The following is a 14231-nucleotide window of genomic DNA, read 5'->3' on the forward strand; positions in this document are numbered from 1 at the left end:
CCGTGGCCGCGCGCACCATCGTCCTCACCGGAGCCTCGGACGGGATCGGCGCCGCCGCCGCCCGCCAGCTCGCCGGATCCCCGCACCGCCTGCTCCTCGTGGGCCGTTCACCCGACAAGATGCGGGCCGTGGCGGAGGAGGCCGGCGCGGAGTGGTTCACTGCCGACTTCGCGCGCCTCGACGACGTGCGCACCCTCGCCGCGCAGCTCGCGGACGCCGTGGGCGCGGCGGGCATCGACGTGCTGGCCAACAACGCCGGCGGCATCTTCGGCGACCGCACCCCCACCGTCGACGGGCACGAGAAGACCATGCAGGTGAACCACCTCGCCCCGTTCCTGCTGACGAGACTCCTGCTCCCGCAGTTGCTCGCCGCCCGCGGCGCCGTGGTGAACACCTCCAGCGTCGCCCACCGCCTGTTCGGGCACCTCGACGTCGACGACCTCGACAACACCCGCCGGTTCTCCCCGAACAAGGCCTACGGCGACGCCAAGCTCGCCAACGTCCTGATGGCGAAGAGCCTGCACGAGAAGTTCCATGCGCAGGGGCTCAGCGCGGTGGCCTTCCACCCCGGCACCGTGGCGACGAACTTCGCCGCCGAGTCGTCGAGCATCATGCGCCTCGTCTACCGCACCCCGCTGCGCCGCCTCGTCCTCATCGGCAGCGACCGCGGCGGCGCGACACTGCGCTGGTTCCTGGAGGGCACGCCCGGCGAGACCTGGATCTCCGGCCGGTACTACGACGAGCGGGTCCTCACCACCCGCGTGAACCCGCAGGTGAACGATCCCGCTCTCGCCGAGGCCCTCTGGCGGCGCAGCGCCGAGCTCGTGGGTGTGTCCGAGGCCTGAGGAGGTCAGTCCCGCTGAACCCGGACAGCCCCCGGCGCCGCCCGGGCACAACTCCGGAGAACCCCGGCGACACGCCGTAGGCGGGGCCGAGGCGGCGGCGGATCGCGCCGCATCTCCGGAGTTATGCCCGGGGGATCAACTCACCCTGCCATGATGGTGCGCTTCCAGTCGGCCTGGACGACCGTGGGCGCCGGCGCCGCACTTGCCGCGACCACCACCCCGTCGCGAGAACGACCGTGACCAACAGGCCCTTCATCGCGGCCCTCATCCGCCGAAGCATCCGGACAGCAGGACGCAACCCGACTGGTTGCCCCCGGAGCCATCGGCCGGAATCGGCTTCCAGACGGCCTGGACCGACTGGGGCGCCGGTCCGCCTGCTGCCGCCACCGTGGCACCCGTGGTGAGCACACCGGCGACAAGCAGCCCCACCGCTGCGCCGCCCGGGCACGACTTCGGAGACCCCCGGCGACACGCCGTAGGCGGGGCCGGGGAGGCGGCGGGTCGCGCCGCAGCTCCGAAGTCGTGCCCGGGGATCAGCCGACGACGAGGTTGGCGGTGTCGACGACGCGGTCGCCCTCGGCGGGGAACGCCGACCGGGTGACACCGGCTTCGACGTTGCCGGTGTGCAGCAGCGTCGAGCCGGCCCCGAAGGCGTCGTCGCGGAGCTCCAGGGCGCCGCCCTCGAACCGGTTGCCGACCGCGCGGTAGTGGGTCGCGCCGCTCGTCACGGCGACGTGCGTGGTCGCCCCCTCCGCCCGGAACGTGCTGTCGGCGAGCGTCAGGTGCAGCTCGCCCGCACCCGACCGCGACACCGTCGTCCCACCCTTCGCCGACACCTCGGAACCCGCGATCTCGACGACCTGACGGTCCTTCGATGCTGCCGCGATGCGGGCGTTCCGGAGCGTGGAGCCCTCGACGCGCAGCTTGCCCGTCGCCGAGGCGATGGGGGCGGCATCGTCCGCCGCGGTGAGGGTCGAGCCGCGGAAGGTGACCGCACCCGGCCCGTTGATCTTCATGCCGCCGACGCGGTCGAGCACCGTGTCGACGAAGGTCACCGGCGTCTTCACCGTCGCATTGGTGAGCTCGCCGGGAGCGACGAACGTGAAGTGCGAGTCGGCGATCACGGTCGGGCGTGCGGAGTTGTCGGAGGCCTGGGTGATGACGAGCGTGTCCGACGCGGTGCAGCCGCGCAGCTGCGCACCGTCCGCGTTGATCCACAGCATCCCGGAGCCCGAGAGCGAGGGCTTGCCGATCACCTGCACGTCCTCGAGCGTCAGGTCGGTGATGCGCACCCGCGCGACGAACCACGAGCACACGTGCTTGCGGACGGTGATGCGCTTGGCCGCCGATCCCCACGCGGCGCCGGAGTTCGCGAACGTCATGAGTCCGGAGTTGCCCGTGTAGGTGAGGTCGTGCTCGTACTGGCCGTGCGTGACGAAGGGTCCCTGGTCGTCGCCGTCGCCGTGGCAGTTCTCCACGAGGCAGTAGGCGCTGGCGGTGAAGTCGTTGAGGTGCCGGGCGTTGGCGGTGTGGCAGTTGGCGACGTACCCGTACAGGCAGTAGATCTGCTGCGTCAGGTAGCCGGCGCCGCCCCAGGTGACGGAGGTCGGGTTCTTCAGCGTGCAGCTCTCCGTGGTGAAGTACGTGTTCCACCGGCGCTGGATCAGCGGCCAGAAGGTCCCCGTGCCGTCGATGTGGTCCACGTCGCAGCGCACCGCGTACTCGAAGGCCAGCGGGTGCGACCCCGTGTACTCGTCCGTGCCCTTGCCGAGGAACTTCAGGTTCGACACCGTCACGTCCTGCACCGGCTTCACGTGCCGCCACGTCATCGTGCGGTCCTTGCCGAGGGGCCAGCCGTTCTTGTAGTTCACGCGGATGTGCCGGCCGTCGACGATCTGGGTGACCTGGACGAGCCGCTGCAGCTCGCGCTCCCAGCGACCAGACAGCGCGTTGACCTCGGCGGCGTACCACTCCCCGACCGCGAAGAACGAGGAGTCGGCGACGGGGAAGATGTCGGCGAGGTCGGGCACGTCCTCCCCGAGCTTCGCCTCCTGCACTGCGTCGGTCACCTCGCCGCGGAAGAACATGACGGCCGCGAAGGGGTCGTCCTTCCCGGCGTTCTCGATACCCTCGGTCGTCATCAGGTGGTGCCCGAAGTCGAACGCGATGTTCGACCGGGAGAACTTGTGGCGACGGACGAAGTTGAGGTCGGTGTGCGCCTCCACGCGCCGCACGCGGGCGTCGCCCACCATCGCGTCGAGCGCGTCGTCCGCGGGCGCGGAGGCATCCATGATGCCGAACTTCCGGAAGTCGACCGTGCCGTCGTGCACGAGCACCCAGGCGCCGCCCTTCGGCCCCGCGAGCACCGTGCCGCCGTTGGCCGCGGGGGCGTCCTTCTTCACGAACCGGTAGAGCCCGTCGCCGCCGTCGCCAGGGGTCGCGTAGCCGCTCGTGCGCACGAGGTCGCCGTCCTTGGCCTTGCGCGTCGCGAGAGCGGTGGCGAGGCCTCCGTGGGCGACGTTCTTCGAGCCCGACGACTCCTGCGGCACGACGGGTCCCGCGGCCTGAGCGGCGGCGGGAGCGCCGATCGCGGCGACCCCGCCCAGGGCGGCGGCGCCGAAACCGGCGAGCAGCATCCGTCGACTGCGCATCGCCGCGGTCTCCGTGGTGGTGTCCAGCTGGGTCATGCTCATCCTCCTTGCGGCGTCCTCGCCGCGGTCAGGCGTCCGGCCCTCGGCCGGATCGCGGTCACCGATCAGTCCCCGATCCCCAGCGCTCTCCGAGCGGATGCTCAGAAGTAGTCGCCCGCCCGTGAAGTGGCGGATGCCGTCCACCCGGGCCTCGCGGCGCAGCGGCCGGATCATCCCGGTGCGGTCGTCCTGCCGCACGGCCGCCGGAGCGAACGCGCGGACGGCGCGTTCGTCCGCGGCGAGCGCGGGGACGGCCAGCTCGCAGGTGCGGACGCCCGCCGCGGCCCAGTCCGCGGCCACGGCGTCCAGCAGGGTGCGACGCACCGCGGCAGGATCGGCCAGGGTGGGATCGGTCGCGCTCTCGTGCAGCAGCCCGACGCCGTCGCGCACCTCCGCCACCGCGTAGCCGACCGTCGTCTCCGCCTCGGCGAACCGGTACAGCGTCGCGCCCCGCAGCCGCACCTCCGCCATCGTCCAGTCGCGGTCGCTGCGCACCGGAGCGAGCACGACCGCACCGGTGCGGGAGCGCTCGTAGACCTCGCGCACCGGGCCGAGGACACCGAGTCCCACGGACTCACGGCGGACCGAGGCGTGCTCTGCGGCCGTCGCCGACGCCGTCCACGGCCCGGCCATCGTGCGGGGCATCGAGATGGTCGCGAAGCCGCTCGACCGGTACACCTCGGGAGTGCCGGTGAATAGCAGAGCCCAGTCGGCGTCACCGGCCGCGTCCAGGGTGGCCGCCACGAGCCGGCGGGCCAGTCCCCGACCGCGAGCCCGCTCGGCGACCGCGACGCTGCCGATCGCGTGCACCTGCGCCACGCCGCCGTCCGACTCCCGCAGGCGCTTCGGCAACCCGTAGATCGACCCGCACACGCCCTCGTCGTCGGCGGCGACGATCGTGTGATCCAGCCGCTCGTCGTCCACCAGCCACTGGTCCGGCGCAAGGGGCGGCGCGAAGGCGGCCGCCCACAGTGCCGCGAGGGCGGACTGATCCTCCGCGCGCGCCGACCGCACGAGCACGGCGCTCATGCCATCGAGGAGAGCTGGTCGCGGTGGACGGCGTGTCCGAGGGGCTGCCCTGCGGCGAAGGCGTCGAGCTCGTCCGCCACGATCCGCCCCTGTCGCAGCCGCCCCTCCCTGGTCCCGGCCGCGCGGTGCGGGGTGAGCAGCACCCGCGGGGCCGAACGGAAAGGACTCTCCATAGGCAACGGCTCCTCGTCGAACACGTCGATGGCCGCGCTCAACCGACCGCGCTGGAGTTCGGCGAGCAGGGCGGCCTCGTCGACCAGCCACGAGCGCGCCGTGTTCACCAGGCCCGCACCATCCGGCATCAGCGCCAGTTCGCGCGCGCCGATCAGGTGGTGCGTCTCCGGAAGCGTCGGGGCGTGCACCGCGACGATCTGCGCGCGGCGGAGCGCGTCGTCGAGCGCCACGAGCTCCGCCCCGAGGGACGACGCCTCGGCCGCGTCGAGCGTGGGATCGACGAGCAGCGGCTGCGCGCCGAGTGCCCGGATCAGCTCGAGGTACGCCCGCCCGGTCCGGGAGGCGCCGATGACCGCGATGGAAGCACCGAGGATCTCGTGCTGCGCCCCGACGGCCTCCGCGTCCCACCAGCCGATGCCGGCGCGCAGGGCGTCGTGCATCTCCGGCACGCGGTGCAGCAGCGCGAGCGTGAACGTCAGCGACACCTCCGCCACCGACCGGGCCATCCCCGCCCCGGCCTGCGTCACCCGCACGCCACGGTCGAACAGTTCGTCGGTGGCGAAGGGCTTGATCGTGGCGCCGGTGTGCGCGATGAGCTCGAGCTTCGGGAGGGTAGCGAGCACGGTGTCGTCGAAAGGACCCACGCCCCAGCTCGTCACCACGACGCGCGCCTCGTCGAGCACCGCATCCGCGAGGCGGTCCACCCGCACGAACGACCCACCGAGCCGCGCCGCGATGGTCTCCAGGCGGGCCGCATCGTCCGTCGAGAAGAACTCCGCGAACAGCTCGGCGGAGACGACCGCGACCACGGTCGGTGCGCCCGTCCCCGCGGTCATCGCAGCCAGGCCTCGAGGTTCTCGGCGATGAACGCGTCGTCGTTGAGCTCCGGGTACGCCTGCCGGACACGGGCGATCTCCTCCGCCTGCCCCGGGGAGAGGCCCTCGGCCGGGTCGAGGCACCAGATGCCTTCGAGGAGGCCCTGCTGGCGGAGCATCTCGTGCACCCCGGCGATGACCCCGTGGAAGTCGTTGCCCGGATCGAAAACGGCCTGATTCACGTCCACCATGTCGGAGGCACGGCGTCCCACCTCCCGGTAGGCCTCCGGGTCTCCCGCGAGGGCTCGGTGCACACGCTCCAGCAGCGCGACGGCCGCATGCGTGCCGACGGCCCACTGGCCCAGCAGCCCGCCGACGAACCGGAGGGTGCGCCGCCCGGACGGGGAGTCGACATGGAACTCGGAGAGCAGGTCGGCGACGATCGCGTCGTCGTTGCCGGTGTACAGCGCGATCTCGTCGGCGCGTCCCGAGGCGGCCACGCCCCGCACGAGCTCCAGCGTGCGATAGCGGTCGAAGGGCGCCGCCTTCACGGCGACGACGGACGGGATCGCGGCGAACTCCCGCCAGAACTCGCGGTCGAGCACGGGCCCGCCGATCGCGGTCTGCAGATAGAAGCCGACCAGCGGCAGCACCTCGCCGACGGCGCGGGCGCGGTCGAGCAGGGCACGCTCGTCCGCACCCGCGACGCGGGGACTCACCAGCACGGCGTCGTAGCCGAGGGAGCGGGCGAGCTCCGCCTCGGCGACCGCCTGCGCGGTGTCGCCCGCCACTCCGGCGATGCGCACGAGGGTCGCGTCGTCGCGGGCGTCCATCTCCTCCGCGGCCAGTGCGAGCACCGGCTCGAAGAGCGCGTGCTCCGGGTCGCGGATCTCGAACTGCGTCGTGTGCACGCCGACGGCGAGACCGCCGGCCCCGGCGTCGAGGTAGTAGCGGGACAGCGCCCGCTGCCGCCGCTCGTCGAGCGTGCGCTCTGCGGTGAGGGCGAGCGGATGGGCCGGGATCACGGCGCCGCGGGCCAGGGTCGCAGCGGCCTCAGGGCGCAGCGACGGCACGGTCGCCGTGTGCGCAGCGGCGTCGGTCATCAGAACTTCCCGTCCCGCACGGCCCACTTGGTGGGCTTGGCGATCATCGGCAGCCCGTCGCGGATCCAGCCGGCCTGCATGCGGATGAGCTCCTCGGAGGAGACGGACGGGTAGCCGAACAGGGCCATGCAGCGCCGGGCGTCGCTGAGCAGCGCGGTCGGCATCGGCTCGTCGACGATCTCGACCTCCCGCTCGAACAGGGCGCCGAAACGGTGGGCGATCGAGGAGACGCTGAGCAGCTCCGGTCCCGTGAGGTTGATCACGAAGGGGTCGGTGGAGGCGTGCGCGAGGCTCCGCAGCACGACCTCGTTCGCGTAGCCCTGCCAGATCACGTTGACGTTGGCGGTGGCGACCGAGACCGGCTCCCCCGCGTGCACGGCGCTGCCGATGTCGGCGAGCACCCCGTAGCGGAGGTCGACGGCGTAGTTCAGGCGGATGATCGCGACCTTGGTGCCGCGCTCCTGCGCCCCGAACTCGAACACGCGCTCCCGTCCGAGGCAGGACTGCGCGTACTCGCCGATCGGCGCGGGCGTGGTCTCCTCGGCGGCGCCGCCGGAGGAGGCGGGGACGAACGGGTACACGTTCCCGGTGGAGAGCACCGAGATCGCGCTGTCGCGGTAGCGGCGGGCGATGCGGTCGGGCAGAGCCGCGTTGACCTCCCAGGCCCAGGAGGCGTTGGTCGCGGCGCCGAACTTCGCGCCCACCATGAACACCACGTTCGGGGCATCGGGGAGACCGGAGAGGTCGTCGTTCTCGATGAGGTCGAACGGCACGACGCGCACCCCCGCGGCCTCCAGGCGCTCGCGGATGGCGGCGTCGCCGAAGCGGGAGACCGCGTACACCGCGTCGTCGGTGCGGCCGGCGGCGTCCAGGCCGCGCCGGGCGAGCATCGCCAGGGTCGGGCCCATCTTGCCGCCGGCGCCGAGGATCACGAGGTCTCCGGAGCCCTGCGCGAGGTCGGCCACGAGCCCGTCACTCGGGGTGGCGAGCGCCTCCTCGAGCTCGGCCTCGGAGGCGAAAGCGTACTGCGTCATGGTGGTGCGGTTCCCTTCTTCTCAGCCCTTGATCCCGGTGCCGGTGACGCCCTCCTGCACGTACCGCTGAGCGATGAGGTACGCGAGGAAGATCGGCAGCAGCGCCACGACGGAGCCGGCGAGCATGGTGCTGAGCGGCACATCCTGCTGCTGCAGCGACGAGATGCCCACGGTGAGGGTGAACATCGAGTTGGACTTGGCGATGATGAGCGGCCAGAGGAAGTCGTTCCAGTGCCAGAGGAAGACGAAGATCCCGAGCGTCGCGAGGATCGGCTTGCACAGCGGCAGCACGATCCGCAGGAAGATGCGGAACTCGCCGGCGCCGTCGATGCGGGCGGCCTCGAACAGCTCGTCGGGAAGGCCCTGGATGAACTGGCGCATGAGGAAGACGGCCTGCGCGTTCGCGAGCGTCGGCAGGATGAGGCCCCAGTACGTGTCGATGCCGCCCAGGTTCGCCATGAGGATGAACGTCGGGATCAGCGTCACGTGGAACGGCACCATGACCATCGCCAAGAACGACCAGAACATGACCTCCTTGCCACGGAAGCGCTTCTTGGCGAAGGCGTATCCGGCGAGCGCGGAGAGGAACAGCACCGCCACGACCGACACGAGCGAGTAGACGAGCGTGTTGAAGAGCCAGACGAGGATGTTCTGTCCGCCGAGCACCTGCTCGTACGCCTCGAAGGAGATGTCGTTCCAGGGGATCAGCGAGCCGGGCAGCTCGACGACCATGCCCGGCTTCAGGCTCAGCACGACCATCGCATAGAAGGGGAAGAAGCTGAGGATGCCGGCGAGACTCAGCCAGATCCAGCGGACGGCGATGCCCCAGCCGGTCGGCTCGAGCGCGCGGAACGAGCGGCGCTTGCGCGCGGCGGGACGCGTCGCGGGTGGCGTCGTCTGCGTCGGCGGCTGCAGGAGGGCGGTCATTTCTGCTTTCCGATCACGAGGCGCTGGATGAGGGCGACCACGAGGGTCATGATGAACAGGGCCACGCCCACCGCGGCCGCGTAGCCGTAGTCGAAGTAGCGGAAGCCCTGGTCGTAGAGCATGTAGACGAGCGAGTAGCTGGCGTTCGCCGGGCCGCCCTGGGTCATCACGTAGATGACGTCGAAGACCTGGAAGGCGGCGGTCGTCTCGATCACCGCGAGGAAGAAGAACGTCGGGCGCAGGTGCGGGAGGATGATCCACCGGAAGCGCTGCCAGGCGTTCGCGCCGTCGACCAGCGCCGCCTCCTCCAGCTCGCGCGGCACGTCCTGCAGGGCGGCGATGAGGATCATCATCCCGTAGCCGAACCGGGACCAGACGCCGACGACGACGATCGCGGGGATCACGAGCACGGTGCTGCCGAGCCAGGAGCCGCCGAGGCCGAGCGGGGTCATCAGGGCGGACCACGGACCGTTGGCGGAGAAGATCCAGACGAAGATCGAGCCGGCCAGCACGAGCGAGGTGATGACGGGGAGGAAGAAGATCGAGCGGAAGAACCGGGCGCCGCGGAAGGCGCGGCGCACGCCGAGGGCCATGATCGTCGACAGCACGAGCGCGATCGGCACGGCGAAGACCGTGTAGACGAGGGTGGTCCCCAGCGCCCGCCAGAACAGCGGGTCGGCGACGAGGCGCTGGAAGTGGTCGAGGCCGCGCCAGGCGATCTCGCCGGAGATGTCGTAGTCGAAGAAGCTCAGCGCCACACCCGCGATGCTCGGGCCGAAGCGGAAGGCGATGAACAGCAGGAAGGCGGGGAGCACGAACAGGAACGCGACGCGCGCTTCCCGTCGGGCGAGCACCCGGGCGACCCGTCCTGCGGGCTTCGGCGCCGTGGTGGCCGTCGTCATTGTCGATTCCTCACGTGGGGGGCGGAGAGAGGGGGCGTGCGGCGGGTACCCGCACGCCCCCGGGGTGTCACTTCTGCAGCAGCGGGGCTGCGGCGGCCGCGGCGTCCTTCAGGGCGTCGGCCGGGGACTTCTGGCCGAGCAGGGCGGCCTGGATCTCCGGCGAGAGCACGCCCATGAGCGCACGGGAGCTGGCGTCGAGCTCGCCCACCGTGGTGTCGGGGACGTACTTCTCGACCTCGCCGAGGAGCGGGTCGTCGGCGTACAGCGGCTCGGTCGTGCTGAGGGCCGAGAAGAACCCGGCGGCCTTGAGGTACGGCTCGACGACGTCGGCGCCGGTCGCGAACTCGGCGAACGCGGCTGCGGCCTCGGGGGCCTTCGAGCCCTTGAGCACGGACAGCGAGCCGACGGTGCCGTAGGCGACGGACTCCTTGTCGGTCAGCGGCGCGAGGACCTTGACGTTCTCCTCGCCCCAGAACGGCGCGACCTCGGTCACGGCGTTGTTCCAGGTGCAGGCGACCTTGCCCTGGGCGATGGCGGTCTGCTCCAGCGGGACGTTGGTGGTGAGGGCCTCCGGGTCGAGCGCGCCCTCCTCGGCCAGGTCGGTCAGGAAGCTGAGGGCCTCTTCGCCGGCCTTGCTGTCGAAGCCGACCTCGCCGTCCTCGGTGTAGACCTCGCCACCGGCCTGCCAGAGCAGCGGGTAGTAGGTGAGGTTGAGGGTGTTCTCGGCCGACGCCGGGTAGTTGAGGGCGTACATGCCCTTGTCGACGAAGGCCGGGGCCATCTCGGCGATGTCGTCCCAGGTCTCCGGGTACTCGGTCACGCCGGCGGCCTCGAACGCGGCCGCGTTGCAGATGAGGGGCTGCGCGCTGGTGAGGATCGGGGCACCGAGGATGTCGCCGCCGAGCGTGACCGACTCCTTGACGTTGGGGAGCAGGTCGCCCTGGCGCTCCTCGCTGAGCAGGTCGTTCAGCGGCGCGATCGACTTCTGGTACGCCGCGAGCTGGTCGGGGATGAGGTAGACGACGTCCGGTCCCTTGCCGGCGGCGATCGCCGTCTGCAGGGCCTCGTCGCGGTTCGCCCACGGGAAGATCTCGTACTTCACGTTGACGTTCTCGTTCTCCTTCTCGAACGCCCCGATGGTCGAGTCCCAGAAGTCCTTGTGCATCGCCTCGTCGGCGATGACGGGGTAGAGCCAGACCGTGATGTCCTGCTCGCCCTCTGCGGTGTTTCCTCCGCCGGCCGAACATCCGGCCAACAGGGTGGCGGCCGCGACTCCCGCGACGACGCCGGTGATCTTGCTGACGCGCATGGTGCTCCTTTGCGTAAACCGTGCTGAGTACGGTTCATTATGACATTGGCTTTGGATAATTCGTCAAGCACAAGTTCTCAGAGCCTTGTTTCGGCCGTGTTTCTCGGCCGTGAACAACAATCCCCGATCTGAGAATCGGGTGTGCTAATTTGATCGCACCAACGGCGGAGACGAAGGAGGGACCCGATGGGCGCGACCAGTCCGCTCTCGATCGTGGCGCGGTCCGCACTCCGGCTGCGGGACGCCGGGCCGGCGACCGTCAGCGACCTCTCCCGCTCGCTCGAGGTCTCTCGCACCTCCGTGGAGAACGCCGTGGCGGTGCTCTCCGACTCCGGACTCCTCGTCGACGCTCCCACGCAGAACGCCGGGGGCGCGGGGCGCCCGGCCCGCCGCTACTCCTTCCACGCCGCGGCCGGTGTGGTGGTGGGCGTGGACATCGGGGTCGCGAGCGTGCGGGTCGTCGTCGCGGATCTCGCGGGCGTGGTCATCGCCCAGCGGGCGTTCCCCGGCGTCGCGGAGCAGCCGGACGGCCCGGCCAAGCTCGCCGCGGTGATCGACGACGTCCGCGGCACTCTCGCCCCGCTCTCGCTGCCGCGGACCGGTCTGCGGGCGATCGGCGTCTCCCTGCCCGGCATCGTCGACGACGACGGACGGGTCACCACCTCGGTCGTCATCCCGGAGTGGTCCGGCATCGACATCGGCTCGCAGCTGCGTCAGGCGTTCGGCTGCCCCGTGGCCGTCGACAACGGCGTGCGACTCGCGGCCGTCGCGGAGCACCACCTCGGCGTCGCGCAGCTCGTCGACGACGTCATCTACCTGTCCGTCGGCAACCGCATCGCCATGGGCCTCATCCTCGGGGGCCGTCCCCGACGCGGCATCCACAACGCGGCGGGAGACATCGGTCGCCTGGCGTTCCGTGGCCTGAACACCGAGACCGGGCAGATCTCGTGGCGCACCGCCCCGACGGCCGCCGAGGTGTTCGCCCTGGCGCGCACCGGAGAGCAGGCCGCCCAGCAGGAGCTCGACGGCTTCATCGATGAACTCGCCCACGGGATCGCGACCCTGATCATGACGGTCGACCCCGCCATGGTCGTGATCGGCGGCGGACTCTCGGCCGCGCACGAACAGCTGCTCGACCCCCTGCGCGCCGCTCTGCCCGGCCACCTCGGGCTGCCGTTCCAGGTGCCCGTCGCGGAGGCACGGCTGGGAGCGGAAGCCGCCGCCCACGGCGCCGTCGTGCACGCGTTCCAGCGGCATCCGGGCGACATCTACGGCATCGAGGACATGCCCGCCCCACCGATCACCCCCCTGCCGCACGACCCCGCGGCCGGCGACGACCCCGAGGAGAAGCAGTGAGCACGTTGAAGGTCGGACTCATCGGCGCGGGCGGGATCTCCCGCGTGCACGCCGACGCCTGGCGGGCGCTCGGCGTGCAGGGCTTCGTCACCTCGAAGGAGGGCGCCGAGGAGATCGCCGGCGAGTACGGGTTCGAGGTCGTGGGCGACGTCGATGCGCTCCTCGAGAAGGTCGATGTCGTCGACATCGTCACCCCCAGCAGCACCCACGCCGACTTCGCCCTGCGCGCCATCGCCCGCGGGCTCGACGTGATCTGCGAGAAGCCGCTCGCCGCGACCGCGGAGGCCGCCGCCGAGGTGACCGCCGCCGCAGCCGCCGCGGGAGTGCGGCTGTTCCCCGCGCACGTCGTCCGGTACATGGGGGAGTACGCCCGCATCAAGGCCGGCATCGACGCCGGGCAGATCGGCATCCCCGCCGTGCAGCGCTTCCGTCGCCTCGGCGCCGCACCCCAGGCCCCGTGGTTCTTCTCGGAGCGCGCCGGGGGCGGCGTCATCCGCGACCTCATGATCCACGACATCGATCAGGCGCTGTGGTTCGCCGGCCCGGTCGACAGCGTCTACGCCGTGCAGAACCCGCCGACGGTCGACGACCGTGTGCCGGCCCCGGTCACGGCGCACGTCGTGCTCACTCACCGCAACGGGGTCATCAGCCACGTGCACGCGAGCTGGGTGCAGCCCGGCATGCCCTTCCGCACGAGCGTCGAGGTCGCCGGCTCCGAGGGGCGCCTGCGCTACGACAGCGCCGAGGACCACACGCTGCGCACCGACGCCGTGCTCGTCGAGGGTGCGACCGACTACCTGCCGCCGATGTCACCGGAGGAGAGCCCGTACTACGCGGAGATCGCCGACTTCGTTGCCGCCATCGCGGAGGGACGCGACGCCGCCGTCACCCCGGAGGACGGGATCCGGGCGGTCGCGGTCGCCGAGGCCGCCTACGCCTCGATCGCCTCCGGAGCCCCGGTCGCCCTCCCCGCTTCGTCCCCCGCCGTCGCCGTCGCCGAGGAGTCCACCCGATGACCGCTCCCCGCCCGCTGCGGATCGCCGTGCTGTCCTTCGCGCACACGCACGCCCTCAGCTACGTGCACGCGCTGCAGCAGATGCCCGACGTCGAGCTGATCGCCGCCGACCCCGACGGCGCCTCCGCCCCGGACGACGCTCCGCGCGGCGCCGCTCTGGCCGCGGAGCTCGGGGTCGCCTACGTCGAGACCTACGAGGACGCCTTCGCGTGGGGCCCCGACGCGGTCGTGGTGGCCGCCGAGAACTCCCGTCACCGCGCCCTCGTCGAGCAGGCCGCCGCGGCCGGCGTGCACGTGCTGTGCGAGAAGCCGCTCGCGACGACCGTCGAGGACGCGATCGCGATGCGCGACGCCTGCGACCGGGCGGGCGTGCTGCTCATGGTGGCGTACCCGGTGCGCTTCTCCCCCGCGGTGCGTGATGCGGTCGCCGAGCTGCGCAGCGGACGCCTCGGGGCGATCCTCGGCGTCACCGGCATCAACAACGGCAAGCTGCCGCAGGACCGGGCCTGGTTCACCGACCCCGAGCTCGCCGGCGGCGGTGCCCTGGTCGACCACGTCGTGCACTGCGCCGATCTCCTCGACGAGCTCCTGGGAGAGCGCGCGCAGACCGTCCGCGCGGTGTCGAACAGCATCCTGCACGGGGAGCGCGACCTCGCGGTCGAGACGGGGGGCCTCGTGACGATCCAGTATCCGAGCGGCGTGGTCGCCACGATCGACTGCTCGTGGAGCTGGCCGATGAGCTCGGCGACCTGGGGCGGCCTCACCCTCGAGGTCGTGGCAGAGCGCGGGACCGTGACCGTGAGCCCCTTCGCGAAGGGCGTGGCCGGGCACGATGCCCACGGAGAGACCTGGACCCCGGTCGGGGCCGACCTCGACGCCCTGCTGCTCGAGGAGTTCGTGCAGGCCGTCCGCGCGGGCCGTCAGCCCCAGCCCGACGCCGGTGTCGGCATCCGCACCGTCGAGATCGTGAAGGCCGCCCAGGAGTCCGCGTCCCGCGCCGGCACCCCCATCCCCCTCTAGCCCCCCGGGGCG

11 protein-coding genes are annotated in these 14231 nt (G+C 71.7%); 4 read left to right on the plus strand and 7 right to left on the minus strand.

What is annotated here, in order from left to right:
• Nucleotides 1–2: 2 nt before the first annotated feature.
• The gene (locus tag AB1285_RS14440; protein WP_370428132.1) at nt 3–845 is read left to right on the plus strand and encodes an SDR family NAD(P)-dependent oxidoreductase; all 843 of its coding nucleotides are present in this window, start codon (nt 3–5) and stop codon (nt 843–845) included.
• Between the two features lie 533 nt (nt 846–1378).
• Here AB1285_RS14440 and AB1285_RS14445 read toward each other — a convergent pair.
• The 7 genes from AB1285_RS14445 to AB1285_RS14475 form a co-directional block, all read right to left on the minus strand.
• Complete coding sequence (locus AB1285_RS14445; protein WP_370428133.1) at nt 1379–4564, minus strand: GNAT family N-acetyltransferase; 3186 nt, start codon at nt 4562–4564, stop codon at nt 1379–1381.
• Nucleotides 4561–5574: a hydroxyacid dehydrogenase gene (locus tag AB1285_RS14450; protein WP_370428134.1), complete on the minus strand. Its 1014-nt coding sequence runs from the start codon at nt 5572–5574 to the stop codon at nt 4561–4563. Before AB1285_RS14450 ends, AB1285_RS14445 begins: the two co-directional genes overlap by 4 nt.
• Nucleotides 5571–6656: a dihydrodipicolinate synthase family protein gene (locus AB1285_RS14455; protein WP_370428135.1), complete on the minus strand. Its 1086-nt coding sequence runs from the start codon at nt 6654–6656 to the stop codon at nt 5571–5573. Before AB1285_RS14455 ends, AB1285_RS14450 begins: the two co-directional genes overlap by 4 nt.
• A complete protein-coding gene (locus AB1285_RS14460; protein WP_363445164.1) occupies nt 6656–7690 on the minus strand; it encodes an NAD-dependent epimerase/dehydratase family protein in 1035 nt (344 codons plus the stop codon). The genes AB1285_RS14455 and AB1285_RS14460 overlap by 1 nt, the downstream gene beginning before the upstream one ends.
• 21 nt (nt 7691–7711) lie before the next feature.
• Nucleotides 7712–8617 carry a carbohydrate ABC transporter permease gene (locus tag AB1285_RS14465; protein ID WP_187662930.1) on the minus strand — a complete coding sequence of 302 codons (906 nt, stop codon included), beginning with the start codon at nt 8615–8617 and terminating at the stop codon, nt 7712–7714.
• Nucleotides 8614–9519 (minus strand): carbohydrate ABC transporter permease, encoded by a 906-nt coding sequence (locus AB1285_RS14470; protein ID WP_187662929.1) that lies wholly within the window; start codon nt 9517–9519, stop codon nt 8614–8616. The genes AB1285_RS14465 and AB1285_RS14470 overlap by 4 nt, the downstream gene beginning before the upstream one ends.
• A 67-nt stretch (nt 9520–9586) precedes the next feature.
• On the minus strand, nt 9587–10828 hold the full coding sequence (locus AB1285_RS14475) for an ABC transporter substrate-binding protein (protein ID WP_370428136.1): 1242 nt from the start codon (nt 10826–10828) through the stop codon (nt 9587–9589).
• A gap of 186 nt (nt 10829–11014) precedes the next feature.
• Between AB1285_RS14475 and AB1285_RS14480 the strand changes: the two genes are divergently transcribed.
• The 3 genes from AB1285_RS14480 to AB1285_RS14490 are packed head-to-tail and all read left to right on the plus strand — an operon-like array spanning nt 11015 to nt 14219.
• The gene (locus AB1285_RS14480; protein WP_370428137.1) at nt 11015–12184 is read left to right on the plus strand and encodes an ROK family transcriptional regulator; all 1170 of its coding nucleotides are present in this window, start codon (nt 11015–11017) and stop codon (nt 12182–12184) included.
• A complete protein-coding gene (locus AB1285_RS14485; protein ID WP_370428138.1) occupies nt 12181–13200 on the plus strand; it encodes a Gfo/Idh/MocA family protein in 1020 nt (339 codons plus the stop codon). The genes AB1285_RS14480 and AB1285_RS14485 overlap by 4 nt, the downstream gene beginning before the upstream one ends.
• Nucleotides 13197–14219: a Gfo/Idh/MocA family protein gene (locus AB1285_RS14490; RefSeq protein WP_187662925.1), complete on the plus strand. Its 1023-nt coding sequence runs from the start codon at nt 13197–13199 to the stop codon at nt 14217–14219. Before AB1285_RS14485 ends, AB1285_RS14490 begins: the two co-directional genes overlap by 4 nt.
• The last annotated feature ends 12 nt before the right edge of the window (nt 14220–14231 follow it).

The sequence above is a fragment of the Microbacterium sp. NRRL B-14842 genome (assembly GCF_050470785.1).

What these genes read in the sequence shown, in the direction of transcription:
- AB1285_RS14445 (WP_370428133.1), bottom strand. Translation starts at nt 4,564, where the DNA reads ATGAGCGCCGTGCTCGTGCGGTCGGCGCGCGCGGAGGATCAGTCCGCC.
- AB1285_RS14450 (WP_370428134.1), bottom strand. Translation starts at nt 5,574, where the DNA reads ATGACCGCGGGGACGGGCGCACCGACCGTGGTCGCGGTCGTCTCCGCC.
- AB1285_RS14455 (WP_370428135.1), bottom strand. Translation starts at nt 6,656, where the DNA reads ATGACCGACGCCGCTGCGCACACGGCGACCGTGCCGTCGCTGCGCCCT.
- AB1285_RS14460 (WP_363445164.1), bottom strand. Translation starts at nt 7,690, where the DNA reads ATGACGCAGTACGCTTTCGCCTCCGAGGCCGAGCTCGAGGAGGCGCTC.
- AB1285_RS14465 (WP_187662930.1), bottom strand. Translation starts at nt 8,617, where the DNA reads ATGACCGCCCTCCTGCAGCCGCCGACGCAGACGACGCCACCCGCGACG.
- AB1285_RS14470 (WP_187662929.1), bottom strand. Translation starts at nt 9,519, where the DNA reads ATGACGACGGCCACCACGGCGCCGAAGCCCGCAGGACGGGTCGCCCGG.
- AB1285_RS14475 (WP_370428136.1), bottom strand. Translation starts at nt 10,828, where the DNA reads ATGCGCGTCAGCAAGATCACCGGCGTCGTCGCGGGAGTCGCGGCCGCC.
- AB1285_RS14480 (WP_370428137.1), top strand. Translation starts at nt 11,015, where the DNA reads ATGGGCGCGACCAGTCCGCTCTCGATCGTGGCGCGGTCCGCACTCCGG.
- AB1285_RS14490 (WP_187662925.1), top strand. Translation starts at nt 13,197, where the DNA reads ATGACCGCTCCCCGCCCGCTGCGGATCGCCGTGCTGTCCTTCGCGCAC.